16 protein-coding genes are annotated in these 21,674 nt (G+C 43.9%); 3 read left to right on the top strand and 13 right to left on the bottom strand.

The features are described from left to right. Window positions 1–11: 11 nt before the first annotated feature. The 7 genes from MH117_RS05635 to MH117_RS05605 form a co-directional block, all read right to left on the bottom strand. A complete protein-coding gene (locus MH117_RS05635; protein ID WP_239327649.1) occupies window positions 12–1,373 on the bottom strand; it encodes a GntT/GntP/DsdX family permease in 1,362 nt (453 codons plus the stop codon). Window positions 1,374–1,482: 109 nt separating this feature from the next. After that, a complete protein-coding gene (locus tag MH117_RS05630; RefSeq protein ID WP_239327648.1) occupies window positions 1,483–2,160 on the bottom strand; it encodes a GntR family transcriptional regulator in 678 nt (225 codons plus the stop codon). A gap of 143 nt (window positions 2,161–2,303) precedes the next feature. Next, a complete protein-coding gene (gene gnd, locus MH117_RS05625) occupies window positions 2,304–3,203 on the bottom strand; it encodes a phosphogluconate dehydrogenase (NAD(+)-dependent, decarboxylating) (RefSeq protein ID WP_239327647.1) in 900 nt (299 codons plus the stop codon). A gap of 162 nt (window positions 3,204–3,365) precedes the next feature. After that, complete coding sequence (locus MH117_RS05620; RefSeq protein ID WP_239327646.1) at window positions 3,366–4,472, bottom strand: Ger(x)C family spore germination protein; 1,107 nt, start codon at window positions 4,470–4,472, stop codon at window positions 3,366–3,368. Then, window positions 4,459–5,565 (bottom strand): GerAB/ArcD/ProY family transporter, encoded by a 1,107-nt coding sequence (locus MH117_RS05615; RefSeq protein ID WP_239327645.1) that lies wholly within the window; start codon window positions 5,563–5,565, stop codon window positions 4,459–4,461. The genes MH117_RS05620 and MH117_RS05615 overlap by 14 nt, the downstream gene beginning before the upstream one ends. Continuing rightward, on the bottom strand, window positions 5,546–7,009 hold the full coding sequence (locus tag MH117_RS05610) for a spore germination protein (RefSeq protein ID WP_239327644.1): 1,464 nt from the start codon (window positions 7,007–7,009) through the stop codon (window positions 5,546–5,548). The genes MH117_RS05615 and MH117_RS05610 overlap by 20 nt, the downstream gene beginning before the upstream one ends. Before the next feature lie 181 nt (window positions 7,010–7,190). After that, window positions 7,191–8,609 carry an arsenic transporter gene (locus MH117_RS05605; protein WP_275444491.1) on the bottom strand — a complete coding sequence of 473 codons (1,419 nt, stop codon included), beginning with the start codon at window positions 8,607–8,609 and terminating at the stop codon, window positions 7,191–7,193. 250 nt (window positions 8,610–8,859) lie between these two features. Between MH117_RS05605 and MH117_RS05600 the strand changes: the two genes are divergently transcribed. After that, window positions 8,860–9,546: a chitinase N-terminal domain-containing protein gene (locus MH117_RS05600; RefSeq protein ID WP_239327643.1), complete on the top strand. Its 687-nt coding sequence runs from the start codon at window positions 8,860–8,862 to the stop codon at window positions 9,544–9,546. A 233-nt stretch (window positions 9,547–9,779) separates the two neighbouring features. Here the strand turns inward: MH117_RS05600 and MH117_RS05595 are convergent, their stop codons facing one another. From MH117_RS05595 to MH117_RS05575, 5 genes are read right to left on the bottom strand one after another with little or no spacing between them, the layout of a single operon-like run. Then, on the bottom strand, window positions 9,780–10,274 hold the full coding sequence (locus MH117_RS05595) for a hypothetical protein (RefSeq protein WP_239327642.1): 495 nt from the start codon (window positions 10,272–10,274) through the stop codon (window positions 9,780–9,782). A gap of 34 nt (window positions 10,275–10,308) precedes the next feature. Further along, a complete protein-coding gene (locus MH117_RS05590; RefSeq protein ID WP_239327641.1) occupies window positions 10,309–11,406 on the bottom strand; it encodes a GerAB/ArcD/ProY family transporter in 1,098 nt (365 codons plus the stop codon). A gap of 16 nt (window positions 11,407–11,422) precedes the next feature. Next, window positions 11,423–11,638, bottom strand: a complete 216-nt coding sequence (locus MH117_RS05585; RefSeq protein WP_239327640.1) for a hypothetical protein — start codon at window positions 11,636–11,638, stop codon at window positions 11,423–11,425. A 9-nt stretch (window positions 11,639–11,647) separates the two neighbouring features. Then, entirely contained in the window at window positions 11,648–12,814 is a 1,167-nt protein-coding gene (locus tag MH117_RS05580; RefSeq protein WP_239327639.1) for a Ger(x)C family spore germination protein, read from the bottom strand. Further along, window positions 12,807–14,339, bottom strand: coding sequence for a spore germination protein (locus tag MH117_RS05575; RefSeq protein ID WP_239327638.1), 1,533 nt, complete (start codon window positions 14,337–14,339; stop codon window positions 12,807–12,809). Before MH117_RS05575 ends, MH117_RS05580 begins: the two co-directional genes overlap by 8 nt. A 346-nt stretch (window positions 14,340–14,685) precedes the next feature. Here MH117_RS05575 and trhO point away from each other — a divergent pair, with 346 nt between their 5' ends. Then, window positions 14,686–15,582, top strand: coding sequence for an oxygen-dependent tRNA uridine(34) hydroxylase TrhO (trhO, locus tag MH117_RS05570; RefSeq protein WP_239327637.1), 897 nt, complete (start codon window positions 14,686–14,688; stop codon window positions 15,580–15,582). Window positions 15,583–15,865: 283 nt separating this feature from the next. Then, window positions 15,866–16,930, top strand: a complete 1,065-nt coding sequence (locus MH117_RS05565) for a BtrH N-terminal domain-containing protein (RefSeq protein WP_239327636.1) — start codon at window positions 15,866–15,868, stop codon at window positions 16,928–16,930. Between the two features lie 73 nt (window positions 16,931–17,003). On the opposite strand, the gene MH117_RS05560 is transcribed toward MH117_RS05565, so the two are convergent. Next, window positions 17,004–21,662 carry a non-ribosomal peptide synthetase gene (locus MH117_RS05560; protein WP_239327635.1) on the bottom strand — a complete coding sequence of 1,553 codons (4,659 nt, stop codon included), beginning with the start codon at window positions 21,660–21,662 and terminating at the stop codon, window positions 17,004–17,006. Window positions 21,663–21,674: the final 12 nt, after the last annotated feature.

Below are 21,674 nucleotides of genomic sequence, written 5' to 3'. Positions count from 1 at the left end.
ACTTTTTGTGTCTACAAGACAACACTGAGTAGAAGTATAAACATCAACCCCACAAGAGACAATAGCGTTTCCATGACCGTCCATGACTTTAATGTTTGAGGGACGGACATATTAAAAAATTCCTTAACCATCCAGAACCCAGCGTCATTTACATGCGACAGTACGATTGAACCTGCTCCTGTCGCCAATACGACAAGCTCTACGTTTGCTCCTGGGTTCATCGCCAGCACAGGAGCGACGATACCAGCCGCCGTTGTCATCGCTACGGTCGCCGAACCAGTAGCAACTCGAATCAAAGCCGCCACGAACCAAGCAAACAAAATAATATTAACGTTGGCTTGCGTGGCAATTTCAGCGATTGCGCCCCCAACGCCACTGTTAATCAATACTTGCTTGAACGCGCCGCCTCCGCCAATAATCAGTATGATGGTTGCAGTAGGAGCCAAGCACTCACTTGTAAAGCGCGACAAATCTTCTTTCGAAAAACCTCTCGCAAATCCAAGCGAGAAAAAGGAAAAGACAACGGCAATAAGCAAGGCCATAATTTCATGACCAATAAATTCGCAAAATACAGTGATACTACGTGTTGCCTCCGGATCAACGATGTGAGCAACTGATCCAATCAACATAAGCAGAACAGGCAGCATAATCGTAAACAAGGTAATGCCAAAGCCAGGCAACTTCCGATCGCCCTGCAAAGCAAACTGTTCGGCCAACTTAGCGGGTGGTTCAAGTTGAATACGCTTACCAATAAACTTACCAAATACTGGTCCTGCAATTATAGCGGTAGGCAGACCAATAAATAAGGAGTAAAGAATCGTCTTGCCTAAATCAGCCTGATAAGCATCGATTGCAATCATCGGTGCAGGATGCGGTGGCACAAGGCCATGGACAGTAGACAAACCGGCCAGAATAGGTATCCCGATCTGCAGCAGCGGCATCTTAGTCTTGCGGGCCACTGTGAATACAATTGGAATCAAGAGAATTAATCCGACCTCAAAAAAGACCGGTATACCGACGATAAAGCCAACAAGCATCATTGCCCAATGTACTCTCTTCTCTCCAAACCTGTCAACAAGTGTTGAAGCGATCTGCTCCGCACCGCCCGATTCAGCCATCATCTTGCCAAGCATCGTGCCTAGTGCGATAACGATAGCAATCGTCCCTAGTGTTCCGCCAAGACCACCCGTAATGGAATTCACGACCTCTAGCGGCTTCATCCCGGACAACAATCCGAGCATCAAGGCTGACAAGAGCAGTGTAACAAAGGGATTCCATTTATATTTTGCAATAAATACAATCAGAAACACAATGGCAAGCAATGTCCAGATAAGCAATGTTGCATTGTGGCTGAGGCCGAAAATACTAGTCATCAATGAATCCCCCTTGCTGTATGTTAGCATTTACTTTTCTTGGTGTTAGCATGCCCTACTTATCGTGTATACTTGTCGACAAGTTTGCGCAAAAGGAACTGTTTGTCCCTTAAAATTGTGGTAAGCTCTTATGCAGCGTCTGACGAGAGTCTGCAAAATATTCCCTTACGACTTGTTGAATCGTATCCGAATTGTGTGACTGAAGCCCAGTAAGCATCGTTCGATGCTTGTCAATAACCTCACTTAGCTTCTGATCTCCTTTAGAGAAGATCTCCTCTGTTGTAATCAGCATCACTGTCATAACGATATGTCGAATGCTTGTCCACAAATGAAGGATCCGCTTATGCTCAGCTGCCATTACGATAGCTTCATGAAATGAGAAATCCTGAAAGGCGAAGTCGACTACATCGTTATACTTTACTGCCAACTCCATTTTATCAATCATCTGATTACATTTCATTACTAAAGAATCTTGATTGGCATCTGCCAGCCGCTGCTGAACAAAGCTCTCTATAAGGAAACGAACATCATACAATTCCTCCATGTCATTGGCGCTTAACCCCAGCACGATCGCTCCCATCCGCTCCAAGCGAATTAAGCCTTCATTTGACAGCATTTTTAATGCCTCTCTCACTGGAGATCGACTTGTTCCAAATTCAGCAGCTACTCCGTTCTCTGAGATCACTTCACCGGGTCGAATCGTCCCCTTAATGATCTGTAGACGTAATTCACAAGCAATGGAATCCCCTAGTGAAGCTCCCTGAAGCCATGCGGCTGGATAATGCATTAGACTCAACTCTCCTAATAAGTGTTTATTCGCCCATATATACTAGCTATGTTCATTCTATCACATCAACTTATGAACATGCCATGAAGCCATACGATAGTGGGCTTATATTCATTTTAGGAGACGTATATTGTCATCGTGCTTTAATTACTTTTCACAACGCCATGACCACCAAACTCATTTCGTAGTGCCGCGACAATCTTGCCATGGAAAGTATCAGAATCTAATGAGCGGTATCGCATAAACAGCGACATGGCTATCACTGGCGCACTTGCTTGCAGTTCAAGAGCTGTTTCTACTGTCCATTTCCCCTCACCTGAGCTGTGCATAATTCCGCTGATTCCTTCCAGCTTTGGGTCTTTTGCAAAAGCGTTTTGCGTTAAATCCATCAACCAACTGCGAATTACTGATCCATTGGACCAAACACGCGCAACTTGCTCGTAGTCGTATTCGAAGTCACTTTTGTCTAGTAATTCGAATCCTTCCGCAATCGCTTGCATCATTCCGTATTCAATTCCATTATGGATCATTTTAAGGAAGTGTCCGCTGCCGTTCTTACCTGCATACAAGTATCCCTGATTCACCGCGATGTCACGGAACAACGGTTCGATTATGCCAAATTGCTGTTGATCTCCACCTATCATAAAGCAGCCGCCTTGTGAGGCTCCCTCAGTTCCGCCCGATGTTCCAACATCAAAGAAATGGATATCGTGCGCGCGCAGTTTCTCTCCGCGTGCGAGTGATTGTTTGTAATGTGAATTACCACCATCCATCACAATATCGCCAGGAGACAACAAAGGAATAAGAGTATCGATTACACCATCAACGATCTCGCCTGCAGGAACCATAATCCACACTATACGCGGGGCTTGCAGATTCGCAACCAGCTTCTCTATTGAATCAGCAGATACGGCACCTTCTGCTGCCAATCGCTGCCGCGGCTCTTCATTCACATCATATACAACGACCTCATGCTGATGTCCAAGCATGTTCAGTACAAGGTTGTATCCCATCTTGCCAAGACCTATCATCCCTAATTTCATATTGTTTCACTCCTTGAATAAGACTACAAGTATACTTGTATACAAGTTTGATTTTTATCATACTTGTTTCTTGCTTATCTGTAAAGATATTTTTGTAAGCGCTATTTTTAATAGAACTTTCTTAATAGAGATCCTGGATGATTATACAGATGCCATAGCCTACTAGTGCTCAATACCCGATTTAATTTCGTCGATTTGGATATTTGGACTAAACTTTATTTGTTTGAAATATTGATCTTTGTCCAATCTCCTCCATATGTCTGGATGATAAGCTATAATCATACGACCGATGCCAAAAGCATCGCAGTTTGCACTTTGCAGCTGATGGATCACATCACCTGTTAGTTTTGTGAAATATGCCGTTAATTCGCACATTAATTTTTCTTTATCTGCTTCTACATCTCCATTTGGGTACTCGATCACACGCAATACTAACTTCATATGAACCGCCACTGAAATTTGTTGCTCATCAACAGTAAGTTTTAGCTTTCGCTTGCTTTTGTTAATTAGGAACGAGACAACCTGACGTCGTGGAAATTCCTCTTTGGACGACTCAAAGTTCAAAGAGAAACTGTTCTGCCTTGGTTTTTCTCCTTTTAACAGCAATAACAGTGGAGACTGCTCATAATTTAAATAGTGGCCGGTATACTTACTCTCGTTAAACAGTGCAATGCCTTTTACATTTGCAATTTGGTTATTACTTTCCATTTCAATATAGGGTAGAGTTATATCCTCCCCAGGGTCCATAATCTCGGAAGCAATTGCTTGGATGTCTTCTTTCGGAATAAGCAGACTCTCTTCTGCACTTTGAATCAAGTTAAGCAAATATCTGCTTACATTTATTTCACTTTTACTTTTTAATTGAATCAAAGGCAGTGCTTCCCCCTTGACTACCGCTACTCTGGCATCTAAAGCATTTCTTGGATTGCGATAATGGATATCCAGAAATGGAAGTATGTCGTGGACAGCGTAGGCTTCACCTAGCAAGAGCAGCTTGTTTTTGGAGCTATCGAGCAAGCCGGAAGCTTTGCGATTTAGTAAAATACGAGCCTCGCCTGGCGTGATTGCTTCTGCAACCAGCGTCACATTTTGCAGAGAGTCCGTGTTATTTAATACCGGAGTAGCAGCACCTACACGTAACAGTTTTTTTGGTGTCAGATCGTACGTTACCGTCTGCACAAGAGTTGCATTTTTCATTAAATGCTGATCCCAACAACCTGTACAGATCATGCCACAGCAGATCAGCAGCCATATTTTATTGGACTTCATGCTTATCACCTGCCCTCTTTCTCATCACAATGGATATGAACAGCAGTAATGCCGGAATGATAGCTTGAAACAAGTAGTGACAAACGGTCAGATAGTTATTAACCACATTTAACTTGTCCAAGTCCATGAACCACAATGAAGCCATTAAAGTAAAGAGACAAATATAGGGTAGAAACCGCGTATGCTTGGGGGATGCAAACAAATGGGCCATCCCTTTCGCAGACAAAAGTAACAAATACATATAGGAGGTCGCTACCGACACAATCCATATGGAAATAAAAAACAGATCCATCCGTTCGATGACCTGAAATGAATAAGACTTGATCATATATATAAATGGCTCAGGTACTCGCTTAATATCACTTGGACTCACAAAGTACACTAGACTGATAATTACAAGGTACGTATACAGCAGCGTAACCATCAAATGTGCGATAATAACCGATTTTAATATTTGAGTATTACTCGCTCGAATATAAGGATATAAGAAAAAAATCAAGTCAAACCCCAGCATAGAAAAAATGGCTTCTTTAGAACCTCTAAGGATCGGCATCCATCCATTTTCCCCAATTGGTAAAATATATAGAAAATTAGCATCCCGTAACGCGTATGAACTAAGCGCAAACAGCAAGATTAAGAGTGGCGTAACCAACATAAAGAAGCGTACAATACTTTGCACAGAGCCTTTTACGATGTAAGCGCTGGTCAAAACCATCAACAAGAGCACGACCCAGTGAGGTGTACGCTCCAGAATCCAGTTTTCAATAATTTTCCCATATCTAGCCAAAATATAGCTGCTTTGCAGCATAAAATAGAACGTATATCCAATAATTAAACATTTACCAAGCCAGTTTCCTGTTATTTGCTTAAAAATATCAAACATCATCATCGTTGGGTATGCTTTGCACAGCAGCCACATAATTAAGATAACACCCAACATGATGATCCCGGCAATTAGTGTTGAGATCCAACTGTCTTGATTGGCATATTTCGCAATGTTGTAAGGTAGGGATAAAATACCTACACCAACTTGCGCCTGTATGACCATGTAAAGAACCTGATCTTTGTGGATGTTATCTTTTTTTGCGAACAAGGAAGTTCCATCCTTTTGTATTTATTTGCTGTTGAATACGCTGCAACCTCGTCTGACGTGTAGAAGGATTAGACCTCCCAAACAGGAATACCCGCACTTGCTTCTTTAGCTCCTCCAACGTAAAGAGTACAAAATAAGGAGACCCAAATGACTCCAATTGGCACAAATGTCCCAAAATAAGAATGATTCCGAAAGACATGCCGACGAAGCCTAGACATGCCGCCAGCAGCATAAATGGAAATCGCAGCAATCTCACCGTCTCACTCATCTCATGCGTAGGGATACAAAATGCAGCAATAGCCGTAATCGCAACCACGATAATCATCGTCGTGGAGATAAAACCTGCTTTGACGATTGCATCCCCAATGACAAGACCACCCACGATGCTGACCGTTGCCCCAATTCTCGCAGGCAGTCTGAGACCCGCTTCTCGGATCAGCTCAATCGTTAGTTCCATAATAAAAGCTTCAATGAGCGGCGGAAAAGGAATTTCGTTAATAGAAGTCTTAATGGGCATTACAAGTTCATCCGGCAAGACTTCAAAATGAAAAGCAACAACAGCGATATAAAAGGCAGGCAAAAAAATGGCGACTAAAATGCTAAGCCATCTCAAACCACTAATGAAGATACTTGTCATCCAACGACTATTATAGTCATCCGACGCACGCATAAAGTCATTAAAATTAACAGGGGCTACCAAGCATGTCGGTGAACCTTCAACAAAAAGAATCACTTTTCCCTGTTTAAGTAGTGCAATTACACGATCTACTCGTTCTGTATTTAACATCTGCGGGAAAGGAGACATCGTAGAATCCTCGATTAATTGTTCTAGATCACCTGCACTCCGCAGGCCATTTGTTTTAGCGGTCAAAATCCGCTGCTCAATCTCTCCGATAACTTGCAGCTCCGCTCGGTCTGGCATATAAATTAGGCACAGTTCCGATTGGACACTATCCCCTATTTTCATATATTTTACGACCAAGTCCTTCGTTTTTAACGTTTTGCGAATTAAATAAACGTTACGTCTAAGCTCTTCGACAAAGCCTTCGTGAGAGCCCTGAATCACTTTTTCATTTTCCGGTTCTTCCACGGAACGGGGTGGCTCGATGGATACATCTACTGCATAAATCTGACGCTCCCCTTCTATTTGAATCAAACATGAACCTGTTAGCAGCAAATCCTGAAGGTCCTCTGACTCCTGCATTATTTTAAAATGCAGCGTTGATGTAATGGCGATATCTTGCTGTCCGGCAACAACGGGCATCAGTGCTTCAAATACATACCGATGCAGCTTCTTTTTATCTGCGAGGGTATCAAAATAGGCGACATAGATTTTGCACTGCTGACCTTGGAGCGTTTGAATCGTTAAGTCTTCTGTATGCTTAAATGTATGCATTAAATGATGCTCCAGATGGATGGCATCCATCGCTGTTGGATCAAACATGGCTCTATCACCCCTTGTTACACTTATGGATATGATTACCGAAAACTGGAATCGTATGCACATTATTAAGAAGAGTTTTATGCTGAACCAAACATGATGATGCTGTAAGGCGATCTAATCAAGACACGCAAAGCAGCGGCCCCTCCAAAAGAATAGGCCGCTGCTTGTGAAACATTATATACTATTTATGAGTACCATACTCGGTCCCTATCGGTCTTGATGTGGAGCCGATCTTTTTTATTAACACAACTATAGTTAGAAAAACAAGTGTGAAGCCTGCTATCCATACCCAGACGTGAATACTAAACATATGTATGAGCAGCAGCCAACCACAAAGACCGATCAAGGTAATAAGCAGAGTTGGGATCGTTAGCACTATCCCGATTTTAAAATAATAGCCCCACGTGATCTTTACACCTTTGCGAGCCAGCACATGCAGCCAAAGCAATGTCGCCAATGACCCAATTGGGGTAATTTTAGGGCCGAGATCTGAGCCGATGACATTGGCATAGATCAATGCTTCACGGACTATCCCCTCGGTTGAAGTACTCTTTATCGCAAGTGCATCGATCATGACCGTCGGCAAATTATTCATAATGGAAGATAAAATGGCAGCAATAAAGCCAGTTCCTACAGTTGCTGCAAAAAGCCCTTCGTCTGCAACCATTTGTATAAAATCGCCTAGCAAATCAGTTAACCCTGCGTTTTTTAGCCCATACACAACAACATACATTCCAATGGAAAATAGGACTACAGTCCATGGAGCTTCTTTTAACATTTGTTTGGTCCGTATAACCGGGCTTCTGCGGGCAGCCAGTAAAAAGGCTACCGCCGCGGTGCCTGCCACAATAGATACCGGTATAGCAAGAAATTCGCTTACAAAGTATGCGATTAATAGTGCGGCTAATATATACCAAGATAATTTAAATAATTTCATATCTTTAATTGCTGCCGTTGGCGGCTGTAATGAAGCACAATCATACGTTTTTGGAATACTCTTGCGAAAACATACATAAATGACAAGGATGCTTGCTGCAATGGAGAAAAAGTTAGGAACAATCATACGACTTGCGTATTCAACAAAACCAATTCCAAAATAGTCTGCGGATACAATATTGACCAAGTTGCTTATCGTAAATGGCAATGATGCTGTGTCTGAAATAAAGCCGCTAGCCATAATAAAAGGCAATATCATGATTTCGTTGAATTTAAGTGCACGGATCATAGCGAGCACAATAGGAGTCATAATTAAGGCAGCACCATCATTTGCAAATAATGCAGAAACCGCAGCGCCGAGTAAGATGATATATATAAACATAATCATTCCGTTTCCACCAGCAAGACGCGCCATATGCAACGCTGACCATTCAAAAAAACCAATTTCATCAAGCACCAGTGAAATCAAAATAATGGCAACAAAAGTAAGTGTTGCATTCCACACGATGTCGGTAACCGCAAGCACATCACCAAATGACACTATTCCGAAAATTAGAGCCAATATGGCTCCTCCTGCTGCAGACCATCCTATGCTGAGCCCCCTAGGCTGCCAGATCACCAAAGTCAAAGTCAATACAAAGATGAAAGATGCAGATAGTATCATTAATGCCTCCATAGTCGGTTATATACGTTTTAGATAAGTAGTAAGTAGAAAACCAAATTAAGTTTACACTGTATGACAAGCGTACGTCTATCAATTCTACATGATTCTATATATTTGTTAACTCGTCATTATTCATTTTAACAAGAACCAAATTATAGTTTACATCTTTAATTGAAGATGATATGTTCAACTTCAGTGGTACATTATGCCATTACAATTCCATATTATAGTAGAGAGTGGTGGGTAGAGAATGTTTAAGTTTAAGAAATCAATTACCTTGCTACTAAGCGCCTTGTTAGTTACCCTTGGGGCAGCAACTGTCGCGACTAGTGAGGCAATTGCGGCAGACGAACCTCCTTTTTCGGCAAACGCGTCTTACACCGGCAAAGACACCAATGGCTTGCATCATGTTCAGATTTCATGGGACAATCTTGGTGACGCCGCCCAATACTATAACGTCTATCGCTACCCGACACTTTATCCATGGGGCGGCGAATCTGTGCAAGGATGCACAAACTTGACTACAACAAGTTGCGCGGGCGTAAGTGTTGAGAAGGGGCAATTCCGTTATATTGTCAAAGCCAAACTGGCTGATGGCCGAGAAATCAGCAACCAATCTGGCAACACGCTAGTAGACATCCATAACTATACAGGAGCTCCTGCTACTCCAGAGATCTATACTACCTCTACAACACCTCGCACTTATATCATCGGTTTTAATATCACATCAGGCAACAACGCCGATATATGGGAACTCTATGAAAACGGTGTACTAGTTAATCTGTTCCAAGGATTTCTACTTGAAAATGGACAGGAACCTCAGCATGCTTCCCGTACATTTTATGACAAAGCAAGTGGTACTTATCAATATGTAATCAAGCTAAGCAATGCCTATGGAACAGCTTTCTCTCAATCGATTACGGTTGTTGTTCCCTAATTTACCTCACTTATGAGAAAATCTTTAACCATAGAGCAATGCTGCAAATATTAATTTGAGCAGCATTATACAATCGTGACACCTCATGTTTATCTCTGTCCAAACCAAAGAACGCGGAATAGCTTCTTGCTATCTCGCGTTCTTTACCAAATAGGAACTGTTCAATTAAGCGGTTACTGCCCTTTACCAATAGAGCATTGGACATACAGTCTCCGCACTTCATAATAAACTGGTTATTTTAAAATTATTTTTTTCTTCCAGGTTAATTTATTGTTGTGATCATCATGAAAAATAAAGATAATTTGACCTTGCTGATCTTTCATCTTATTCGGATAGGTAAAGCCGGAGAACTGACCGTCTCCACTAATATAGAAACCAAACTTACCGTTGCCGCCATGATTAATTGCATCCTGCAACGAGTTGACAACACGACTCTTTAAGGAAATCCACTGCATTTCCGCAAGCATGTAGCCTTTAGGAATTTGCTCAATCTGAAATGTAAAGCTATTCCCATAAAAGCCAGGTTGTAACGTTTGATCTATCGCTATGAGGACTGGCTTCCGTGGCTTGGAAACATGGTGCTTGCTTACATTTGGATCAATTTGAATTGGCACCTTGCCGGGCAACACATGGTCCGATGTTGTTCCATTCGGACTTGTGCCACACCCTCCTATCCATACCAATAAGACCAACACCGCCATCATCCACCATATTGTTAATCTTTTCAATGTTGGCTTCTCCTCTGCTGCATCATAACACACGTTAACTTTTGTCCCCCATCACCAAACAGGAGCGTACTTTGTTTATGATAAGATATAACAATGGAACCAATTGGACCCCTAATAAAAATATCGCAAATGAGGAGGAGCCTACAAACGCCCCAAACTCAGCTGGATGCTTAATAAACCCATTTGCAAACACATAAACAAGCGTCGCAAGTAGGAACGTAAATGGACGATGACTGGGCAGCTTAAACACCTGTGCCAATAAATGAGCAGCCATGTACAGCAGCAGCACGCATTTTATAAACAAAGAAGACGACCAGAGTGAGATCATAATTGGATCTAGATTCTCAATGATGTTGCCTATTTCCACAAAACGAATTAATTCCATAAGCGGGAACCGCAGATGCCCTCCTAGATGTGGACCAAACACAAACAGCGTGATCAGCCAATACAGCATGATAAGCAAACAAGAGCTAATCTTCGTAATAATGACATACTTCATAGCTTTGTTGTTAAGCTGAAAATGAGGCAGCATGATGAGGACCAGCATCATTTCCGCAAACCAGGGCGTAACAAACAAGACTGATTTCCAAATCGTTGTCCCATTCCAGTGTGTGACCAGCGCAATACTCATATCTGGCCAGACACTTCCAGGCAAGAAGAAAAGCGTTAACAAGGAAACACCGAATATAAGAATGAACATACCATCAGCCATAAATACTATCGTTTGTAAACCACTCCTCGACACAACAGCAACACATACTAAAAAGCCTCCAGTCACAACCCAGTCCGGCGTTCCGGGCAAGTAAGTAGACCCAAAGAAGTCACGATAAGCTGTTAACACGACGGTGAGGAGCATCATGCAATAAAACACAATCAGCATCATAATCATTTTATGCAGCCACTTGCCGATGATGCGCTCACCGAATACACCCCATTCCACTTGTGGATCATATGAGGCCAACTTGACAGCAAAAGATACGATGAACACGCTGCAGCAGCACGATAGCAAAATCGTTATCCATCCCTCATATTCTGCAATCAGTAACAACTGACCCAGAAGGAACGCGAGCGGCGTTGATATTAAATAGATCATCCATAAACGGACCATCTGGTACGGCGTAAATGTCCACATAACTGCCACCTACTGTCTAGTTAAATTGAATCACCGGATCAAGCCACCCCAGCAGAAAATGTACCACTATATACGGAAGCGGCATCCAATGCCATAACATAGCGGCAGTTTCGAAAAGCAAACATAAGCTCCATAATATGATAAACACGCGCTTGAGATATGCATGATGCTGGCGTACATATTTCCATTCAATACCCGCAATCGCTGCAAAAACCAATATCATTACGATCATAAGTGTCCCTTATTTCAAGTTCCAGATTGGCTTTAACTCACCGTTGTAATGTTTTATTTCTACGTGCGCCTGTATGTCAAAGCGTACTTTATCCTTATAATAATCAGGCCACATCGGCTTTAATCGGCTCCATTCCGCGGGGTACCACCATTCCAGATATGAGCCTAATTGCAGCACGTCTGCCTTCACCTGCTGAGACTTTGATAGTGCGCTGCGCAGATCAGCGATCAGTTTGTCATTAATAGCTTGCTCAATACTATGCAAGACCTCCGCTTTTGTAATGTCAACTCTGGTATCAGCTGCTATGATATCCGCCCCCGCAGTCATCTTAATTCGAAACAACTGGCTCCCTTCTTGCAAAATCGGTTTGATCGATGCTTTATTGTGATGAATATTTAAAGAGCACTTGCCTTCACGCAGCTTTACCGTATACTGAGGATCTTTTAGTGAGCGATAAACCCATCCCACGCCTCTTGTTTCGGACTCGGATAAGGTGCCTATCATTTTAGTGGACTGAAGCATCGCTGCACCATTCATGACTACCCACAGTGATTGCTTCTCAGGTTCACTAATCATCGTTTTGAACTTCATTTGCAGCAAATTGACTGCCAGTCCTTGATGGTCACTAATGGATTGAAGAACATCCTTAAGTCTGGTATTCAACAGCATACGGCGATTCGCAAACTCTCGCAGCACTTCACTTGGGGATTGTTCATATATGGGCGACAATCTCGTGATATCTTTGGCTTTGCCTTCTGCTACAAAAAGATACGATTTCAGTTGAAAGGACTGTTGTCTAGCTCCCCACTCCACTAAGTCCTCGATCCCCTTCTCAGCATATTTTCGACCAAGCACGATCACTTTTGTCTGCCCCCAGGTCAGCTTGCGTGTCAAGCTCCCCTGAATTTTGCGAAAAGCTTCCGGCAGTGAATCTGCTTTTTCTGAAATGATGGCTACTGGTGAAGCCGATTCTGTGCCTGAAGATTGTCCCATCGATGCGAATCGGTTCGGCAAGGGTGTCACCATAGTAAGTTCAACCTCTCCCGGTATGTCTGTAACGTCAATAAATAATCCACTAACAAATGATCGATCATTGATTTCCATTTTGGACCAGCAACCTGTAATGCCTAGTGTGACGAGTGACATAACCGTGATAAGTAGCCATGATCTATTCATCTTCAATTTGCTGCCTTTGTTCACGGCTAGAGCCAAACGAATACGGTCGTTTGTTCATCTTAGGCCATCTGACACGCCAAAATACATCTTTCCAATCTTGAAACACCAACGGCGCCAAGGGGTACAAATAGGGCACTCCAAAAGACCGTAATGTGACCAGATGCCAATACATAATGAACATCCCGATTATAATACCGTACAGCCCTAGTGCTCCGCCCATAATTAGCAGTGGAAACCGCAGCAGTCGAAAAGAGAGTCCTAGCTCAAAGTGCGGAATAATAAAAGAGGCGATCCCTGTTATGGATACGACGATGACAGTCGGCGCTGATACAACTCCAGCCTGCACTGCTGCTTGTCCAATTACAATTGCACCAATGATGGAAACGGTCTGACCAAGCGGCCTCGGGATCCGGATGCCGGCCTCTCTCAATCCCTCAAAAGTCAGCTCCATGATAAGCACTTCTGCTAGCGCGGGAAAAGGAATCTTCTCTCTTGCTGCTGCTATTGTCGTCAATAGATCAGATGGAAGCATCTCCGGATGGAAAGTCGTAATCGCAATGTATATGGAAGGAACCAAAAAAGAAGCTATCACAAAGAAAAAGCGAATCCAGCGAATCCAGGTTGAGGCGACGTATTGTTGAAAGTAATCCTCAGGTGACTGCATCAAAGAGAAAAAGGTAACAGGTACAATCAACGTCTGCGGTGCACCATCCACCATAATTCCAATTCTACCTTCGAGCAAAGAAGCCACCAATGTATCCGGCCGTTCTGTGAATTGAATGATCGGAAAGGGAGACAAGGGCTCGTGGTCAATAAACTCGGCGACATAATTGGAACCAAGAATACTATCGATCTGAATCTCACTTAGTTTGCTCCCTATCTGTTGAAGCGTATCTGAATCACACAAACCTTCTATATACATCAGGTAAGTAGTCGTTTGTGTATATTCACCCAGTGAATACTTGATCATTTTAAAATCAGGATGCTTAAGTTTATGTCTGACCAGGGACACATTAGCGTTTATGCTCTCTACAAAAGCTTCTTGAGGGCCGGTAATAAGCACTTCATTTTGTGCCTCACTTATGGAGCGTTGGCTGTATTTAGAGATGGGAAACAAGCACATCGCAGTCTGATTATCCACGATTAGGGCTGCGCTTCCATCAAGGATACCGGCAACCACCTGCTTGACGTCGAGAACAGTAACACTTTGCACAGAAGTTATAGACCCGGCAAGAGCTGCCGACATCATATCTCCCTCAGTAGCTGCTTGACCAACAGCTTGTAGTGGAGCAATGATTTGGTCGTACAGGATAGTCATATCGATAATGGATTCAATATAAATTAGTGTGCATGCCGAATTCTTGTCTGGATGAAGCTGTTGATAGCTAATGTCGGCAATGTGCTGCAATCGGGCCTGTATTTCCTCCAAAGCATTGTCGTAGCTTTGCTCAACTGTTCGAGATGGGGAGTGCTGCTGACGCTGCGCGGAAACATGCTGATTTTGACGATGCATCCATTTAAACAAGTTAATCCCCCCATTCACCTTCAAAAAGTATTACCTTTTTTATGCCCAACAACAAAGCAAAGCATCCAAATATATGCACTTCCTCAACAAGACCTTCATGGGGCTTGAAAATAGACCCCGTCACCTTCACGAGTCCCTCAGAAAGTATACATTTAGACACACTTGCCAGATTGGAAAATTACTTTATAAACCCAATTGTTGACTAACTATTAGTAGTTCGCTAAAATGTATACTGAAATCGACATGTATGAATGTCTGCTATTATCTAATCTTGCGGAAGAGAAAGGTTTCCTTGCTCTTCCGTTCTTCTTATTCAAACCTGATACGGAAAGGTGAGCACTACTTCATGACGCAATATCAAATTTTGCTATTTTACAAATATGTACCTATCCCGGACGCACAATTATTTGCCTCCGAGCATCTCCAATATTGCAAGGATCTTGATGTTAAGGGCCGGATCTTAATTGCAAACGAAGGCATTAACGGCACGTTGTCTGGAACGATCGAACAAACGACACAATATATGCAGCATATGCAGCAAAACCCTTTATTTGCAGATATAGTCTTTAAGATAGATCCAAGCAACGAACATGCCTTTAAGAAACTCTTTGTACGTCACAAGCAAGAACTTGTTACTTTGCGTTACCACAAAGCGCTTAATCCACAAACAGATGGTGGTAAACATCTGAGTCCAGTTGAGTTCCAAAATTATATGCAGCGAGACGACGTGCTCATATTGGACGGCAGAACGGGTTATGAATATGATCTTGGCCACTTTCAAGGGGCTATTCGGCCTGAAGTTGATGCCTTTCGGGATTTCCCAACCTGGATTCGTGATAACATAGCAGAGCATAAGGACAAGCAGGTTCTTACCTACTGTACAGGCGGCATTCGCTGTGAGATGCTGACAGCGGTTCTGCGGGAGGAAGGCTTTAAGGACGTGTATCAATTGGATGGTGGCATTGTTACCTACGGTCAAGACCCGGAGACACAAGGCAGAGGATTTGACGGGAACTGTTACGTATTCGATGAGCGTATTTCTGTGCGAATCAACCAGACCGATGAACATGTTATCGTTGGCAAATGTCATCACTGCGGCAAGCCTGCTGACCAGTACATCAATTGTGCCGAAGATAGCTGTCATTTGCAGCATATTTGCTGTGAGGAATGCGAGGGTGAATTCAAAGGCTACTGCTCCACTTCCTGTGAACAGCATGACAATGCTGCTTCCCCATCAGCGTAACTTGTGTTTGCATTCAGCACATGAATATTTGCTTGGAATCTTATGTGTGTAAGAATTACAAGTGAGTTAAAAATAACTTAAGCAACAGCCGCCGTTATATCGAGATGATATTGCGGCGGCTTTTTGGGCTATTTTTTAGAATATAGCTGTCGATTCAACCGTCTCTCTGAGCTCATATCTAATTCCATATACTCAGTATATTGAGTATATGCCATACTCTGCGCCTTTTCTATCATGTAGATACATCACTATCAGGCTGTGCCTGACTTTGGAGGCTGAATCCTTGTCCAGATTGCAGTTGCCTATCTATCACCCGCCTATTTATGGTTTGCTGCGTTGGGCGTACACCCTATGTATTACTGCAGAGCACCCTAGTACCAACGCATGGCTTTACAGCAACTTTATTCAGGTTCATTGTAATAAGCGCTTTCTCGAGCTGGAAGAAGAGCTTTTTTTTGATTTTTATCATGGGCACTGGAATGACATGCTGCATAATCCTTTCTTAATGACCTCATCTATTACTACTAACATGTTAAATGATTATGCTGCACACGCCGGAATAACCGACATCATCATCACGCAACTCAACAGCGGTAATTACCCCGTTCTATTTGTTGACGAACAGCATATCTCTTACACAACCGCCTATCAAGCTTATGCATTTCCACATCATATTCTCATCTATGGCTATGATTTGGATGAGCGCGTATTTTATACGTACGGGTTTGGTCATGACTTAAAGCTTGGGCATCATCGCACTTCATTCCTTGAGGTAGAACAAGCGTTCCAATCCATCGTTCATATATTGGATCAGAAGCTTCGTATCGATCAGAACAGCTTCTTTTATGATTTCAAACCAGCTGTAACTTTTGAGTTGGATGTCCATCTGATTCAACATCAATTGCAGGACTATCTTCAGTCCAGATCTGATTTAGGTCGTGGTGATTTCAAGACGGACGGCCTCGCATTTGGAATCGAATGTTACGATCATCTGGTCCATTTCTTGCGCGCTGTTGAACAAGGGGAAGCTTTTCTGCTGCGAGCTAATCCGCCCCGCCAGCTTCATTTGCTCTGGGAACATAAGAAGACGATGATGGAGCGAGTCGCCTACTTGCAGCGGAATGAGATCATTCCTGTCAATCAACAACTGCTAGCAGGTTTTATCCAGATTGCAGATCAGGCCCAAGTCGCTCGCGACTTGTACGTAGAACATGTGTTCAAAGGCGTAGACAATGTGCATCAGCGTATTATTGAGCAGTTATATTCATTGCGTGATCAGGAAAGTATGTATGTGGAGCTGCTGCTCAAAGAAATAGAGCAGGTCAATAACTCCATGTTGTATGCATAAATGAACTATTAGTCATCATATTATGCTAAAAAGGGTGTTCTCCCACTCGTAATCAGCGGGAGAACACCCTTTTTTATGATTTGGTTGCGGCCACTTCGATTCCTGGTTGCCATAAATCAAAGCCGGATTCCAGCTTTCTATACAGACGTTCAATGACACTTTGCTGCCAACAATTCTGATCATAGTCAATTAGCACAGTCAAGTAGGTGTGGCTCTTGTGAATGGTTACAAACAAGTTATGGAGCCCATCAATCGGAGCTGTCCAACGAACTAGACGTTGTTGCTCTGAATCAACGGGCATATCGCTAAATCGGAAGCCAACCTCGCTCATCGCTTCATCGCACCCTCGCGTTTTCGCCTCTTCCTCACGCCCAACTGGCTCTACGGCATGAAAGTCCCATGATCGCGATTCAGCATGATAAGTCGCTGCTATCAAGTCTTCCCGCTGCATCCACCCTACTGTTCGAGAAGTATCATACGCTGACAGATCATGTACACGCAAATTCAGCCATCGACTAATGACTAGCCGGTTATGCATAAACTGACAATCCTGCAACGCATCTAGCAGCAAGCATAGCACTGTTTGCTCCAGATCAACATGTCTTGATATGGTCGTATCACCTGAAGCCTGCACACTGATACCCGAGGTCTTATACTTACGATCAGTAAATATCGGTACGATCAGCGTTTGCTGCCAACGCGCCATACTGCGTTTAATCGACATGCTATCTCCGATTCGGTTAGGCGAAATAGTGAGCTTCGTCTGCTCATATCCCCGTTTAATGAATCTCGAACACTGTCGCAGCGATACTGTTTTTGCCGGGAGACGTACCTGCGTATGTGCCGACAACTGCTCATAAATGGTTGAGAAATCGCTAAGTAATAAACTCCACGAATGCTCATCTGCAAGCAGTCGATGAATGCGCAGTGCCAGAAAAGGACCTGCCAACGGCTCTGGCATACGTGTGGCATCTGATCCTGTCTCAGCTAGAACTTGGTTATCTAGGGCGTCAACCTGCTGCTCTTGCAGTATGATGACTTTAGCTTCTATCAGCGGCTCGAATATACTCATGTTCACTGCTGTATACGCTCCCCAAATCGTGTGTTCCTCTGGAATCGAAGCTGTCTCTGTACTATCTGATACTTGACATCTCTCAGCACGGAACAAAGGTTCATACATACCCCGATTGTATGCAGCTGGCAGTTCTCCGCCTCCGTAATACATAATTCGCAACCCATCATGATGCTCCACAAGCCGACTCAGGGCAAGCTTGACCATCTCTAGTTGATAACCTGATTCACGGCTGAGCACGGCTGAAAAATAGCTACCTTGAACGGTGTAAAAGGAATTGGCCTGCAGATAGCGTAGCTGAAGGTCTGTTAGTACAACAGTTCCTTCAACATTTGCGGATAGAATCCCCCATTCCTGTTCCTGCTCTTGCTCTAGTTTGCTTATATGTGGAGCTAATCCACGAATAGTTCGATATTGAAACAAATTGGCGACATCAATCGTATACCCACGTACTTCCAGCTGATGTCTCATTTGTATAGCCATGATAGAATTGCCGCCTAGAGTATAAAAATCATCAGTGACCCCAAAAGAACGATGATGAAAAAACGGCTTCCAAATTTCAAACAGCTGCCGCTCAGCGTCTGTTTTTGGTTCTGTAATCGGGGCGACTTGAGCATCAGCATGCTGAAACGGATCTGGTAATGCCTTTCGATTAACTTTTCCCGTAGGTGTTAAGGGTACCTCAGCCAACCGCAAGAAGAAGGTAGGAATCATATAGTCAGGCAAGCGTTTTGCCAGCTCAGAACGAAGACTATCAACGTCTAGTGCATCGGGACTCACACAGTACGCACACAAGACACGGTCGTCCGCTTCATTTGTCCACGGATGGACGATCGCCTCGCTGACTCCCGCATTAGCCAGCAACACTTGTTCGATCTCTCCGAGCTCAATCCGGTAACCTCTTACCTTTACCTGATGATCTGTACGGCCTAAGTATATATATTCACCGGTTCTGCTGAGCCTCACTCTGTCACCGGTTCGATACATCCGCTGACCGGGTTGAAAGGGATGAGCTACGAATTTACTAGCTGTCAGTTCTGCATCATTCATATAGCCGCGCCCTACGCCAGACCCACCTATGCATAACTCTCCAGCAACGCCTGGTGGTTGCAGCCGCAGCTCCTCGTCCAGCACGTACGCTTCCACGCCTGCCAGCGGCGTTCCAATTGGAATGGACGTTGACTCACAAGTTGATGTTACTTCTTTACTCATCATCCAAACTGTCGTTTCAGTAGGTCCGTACAAATTATATATACGAGCCTTTGTCCTGGCCTGCACTTGAGCTAGCAGATTAGAAGTTAATACCTCCGCTCCAATCATAAGGATCTTCAGGTGCAGCAAGCTTTCAAGATGCTTCTCTTCACGCAGCCACATTTTTAAGCGGGAAGGTGTAATTTGCAGGATATCCACCTTCTCCCGCAGCAGTGTGTCGTTAATTAGACGTGGGTCCTGCTGTTCGCGTTCTTGCAGCAGGACAACCGTCATTCCACACGTAAGCGGAATAAGGTGCTCCACAACAAAAATATCAAACGATACTGTAGCAAGACCAGCCATTTTAGCGCCTGCTGTAAACGGAATCCGCTCACTAAAACTAGTGACAAAGCGAGCCAAGGACCCATGTGTAATCATAACCCCTTTTGGACGTCCTGTAGATCCCGAGGTATACAATACATAAGCGAGATGGTCAGCTTGTGTTAAGCAGATGGGATTGTCATAAAGATCCGCATATAATTCCGGATCATCTAAATACCATTCTTCTACTGAAGGAATCATCCCTGCAAGCGATTTCTCCGTCAATAAATGCTGCTCTCCACAATCCTGCAGCAAGGTTCGAATCCGCTCTTCTGGGAAAGTCGGATCTATAGCCACATAAGCTCCGCCAGCTTTTAAAATGCCCAGCATCCCAATTATTAGTTCCGGCGTACGTCTTGTGAGCAGGCCTACGATACCCTCAGGACCTACTCCTCGCGACCGCAGCGAATGGGCTAATTGATTGGCACGTGCATTCAAGCTGCTGTAAGACAGCTCGCGGTCGCCGCACTTGAGGGCTACAGCATTAGGCGTTAAGGCAGCTTGCCGCTCAAATTGTTGATGAAACGGCAAGACCTCACTCGCTGACCTATTTTCGCCGCTAGATATCAATCGTGTAATGTATGCATTTTCCTCGCCTCGCTCGAGCAGCTGCAGTTCGGATAGCTGCTGTGAAGGCTCTGCAGCGTATCGTTCAATTACTCTCATGTAATAGCAAAGATAACGCTCTACCGTATCCCGTTCAAATAGATCGCTCGCATACTCCATCCGGAGTAATATCGAATCGTTAGCCTGTCTGCACTGTAAGCTTAAATCAAACATCGAAACGCCATCGTTCGCTTGTGGGATATAATCAAAAAATTGGAACAATGTCGAAAAGATCGGATTCTGACCCATGACCCGGTTCGGATTCACTTCGGACACAATGCGCTCAAATGGCAGCCTACTGTTTTTTAGACTAAGCAGCGTCTTCTCCTTCACTTGTGCAACGATTTCAGCCAACGAAGTTCGTTTATCGAACTGAACTCGGATACAGGTCACGTTAATTAGCACACCTACCATGTGCTGGAGCTCGGGTTTACTGCGTTGGAGTACTGGGACACCAACTATGATGTCATCCTCACCCGTCAACTTGTGCAGCAGCATAACGTAACAAGCTAGAAACAACATGTGCATGGTAACATTAGAGTGTTTGGCCGCCTGCGTTAACCGCTCTACCAGATGACCGCTGAAGGAAGAGGTTACATAGCCTCCGCGATGAGTGCGGGGTAGAACCGGCTCATAGTCACCAAGCAGACGCAATGAAGGCAAGGGATGACATAATTCGTTCAACCAGTATTGCTCGATAATCCGCGCCTCATTTGAACGCTCCCACAACAATTCATCCTGAACATAATCTACATATCTTAGGGGCAGCTTTGGCAAGCCAGCAGGGATGCCATACGCTTCCTGCCGGTAATAGGCAAACATTTCATCTACCATCACCTTTGTGCTCCAGCCGTCCATAATGATATGGTGCATGTTCACATAATAACAATAATGATGTGCGGAAAGTTGGAAGAGCTTAGCAGTGAAAGGAGGAACTGACAGATCAAATGGCGTCTGCTTATCTATCCAAATCTGCCGCTCCAGCTCCTCCTCTGGCTTCGCTTGTACTCTTAAATCTGCATATTGAAGCCTCACCTTAACATCAGAATATATCTTTTGCTTCGGCTCCCCCCCTACTTCTTCAAATGCGGTTCGCAACGATTCATGCCGCTCAGCCACAAGCTGAAGGGCTTTCTCCAAAGCCGCTCGATTTAGATCGGCGGCAGGAAGGTTCATCCGATAATCTTCCTCTGACGAATCATCAGAGCGGGAATCCGTATGCAGATGGACATAAAAGGGACAATTGTACGTAGTAAGTCCTGGCTCCATTTGCTGCTGCAGCCACATCCCGCGCTGGGCATGGGAAAGATCATACAATCGCGTCTCTGAAGCTGCGAAGGATTGTTTATTTTGTCCCTCCGCAGTCCCAAATTTTGAGGGATCTTGACGTAAGAGATTGGACAACTGCTCCTTAGCACTCTCTCTTGTAATCTTGCCGGCTGCTAGTTGTTCTAATATAAGCCGCTGCATCTGCTCGTTCATTAGCGCCTGGCC

It is taken from the genome of Paenibacillus sp. ACRRX, from assembly GCF_022346885.1.
GTDB lineage: Bacteria > Bacillota > Bacilli > Paenibacillales > Paenibacillaceae > Paenibacillus_B.
This window is presented reverse-complemented; position numbering and strand designations above follow the sequence as displayed.

Excerpts from the sequence above, each read along its gene's own strand:
- MH117_RS05635 (WP_239327649.1), bottom strand. The coding sequence starts at position 1,373 with ATGACTAGTATTTTCGGCCTCAGCCACAATGCAACATTGCTTATCTGG.
- MH117_RS05630 (WP_239327648.1), bottom strand. The coding sequence starts at position 2,160 with ATGCATTATCCAGCCGCATGGCTTCAGGGAGCTTCACTAGGGGATTCC.
- gnd (WP_239327647.1), bottom strand. The coding sequence starts at position 3,203 with ATGAAATTAGGGATGATAGGTCTTGGCAAGATGGGATACAACCTTGTA.
- MH117_RS05620 (WP_239327646.1), bottom strand. The coding sequence starts at position 4,472 with ATGAAGTCCAATAAAATATGGCTGCTGATCTGCTGTGGCATGATCTGT.
- MH117_RS05610 (WP_239327644.1), bottom strand. The coding sequence starts at position 7,009 with ATGTTTGATCCAACAGCGATGGATGCCATCCATCTGGAGCATCATTTA.
- MH117_RS05605 (WP_275444491.1), bottom strand. The coding sequence starts at position 8,609 with ATGATACTATCTGCATCTTTCATCTTTGTATTGACTTTGACTTTGGTG.
- MH117_RS05600 (WP_239327643.1), top strand. The coding sequence starts at position 8,860 with ATGTTTAAGTTTAAGAAATCAATTACCTTGCTACTAAGCGCCTTGTTA.
- MH117_RS05590 (WP_239327641.1), bottom strand. The coding sequence starts at position 11,406 with ATGTGGACATTTACGCCGTACCAGATGGTCCGTTTATGGATGATCTAT.
- MH117_RS05585 (WP_239327640.1), bottom strand. The coding sequence starts at position 11,638 with ATGATCGTAATGATATTGGTTTTTGCAGCGATTGCGGGTATTGAATGG.
- MH117_RS05580 (WP_239327639.1), bottom strand. The coding sequence starts at position 12,814 with ATGAATAGATCATGGCTACTTATCACGGTTATGTCACTCGTCACACTA.
- trhO (WP_239327637.1), top strand. The coding sequence starts at position 14,686 with ATGACGCAATATCAAATTTTGCTATTTTACAAATATGTACCTATCCCG.
- MH117_RS05560 (WP_239327635.1), bottom strand. The coding sequence starts at position 21,662 with ATGAACGAGCAGATGCAGCGGCTTATATTAGAACAACTAGCAGCCGGC.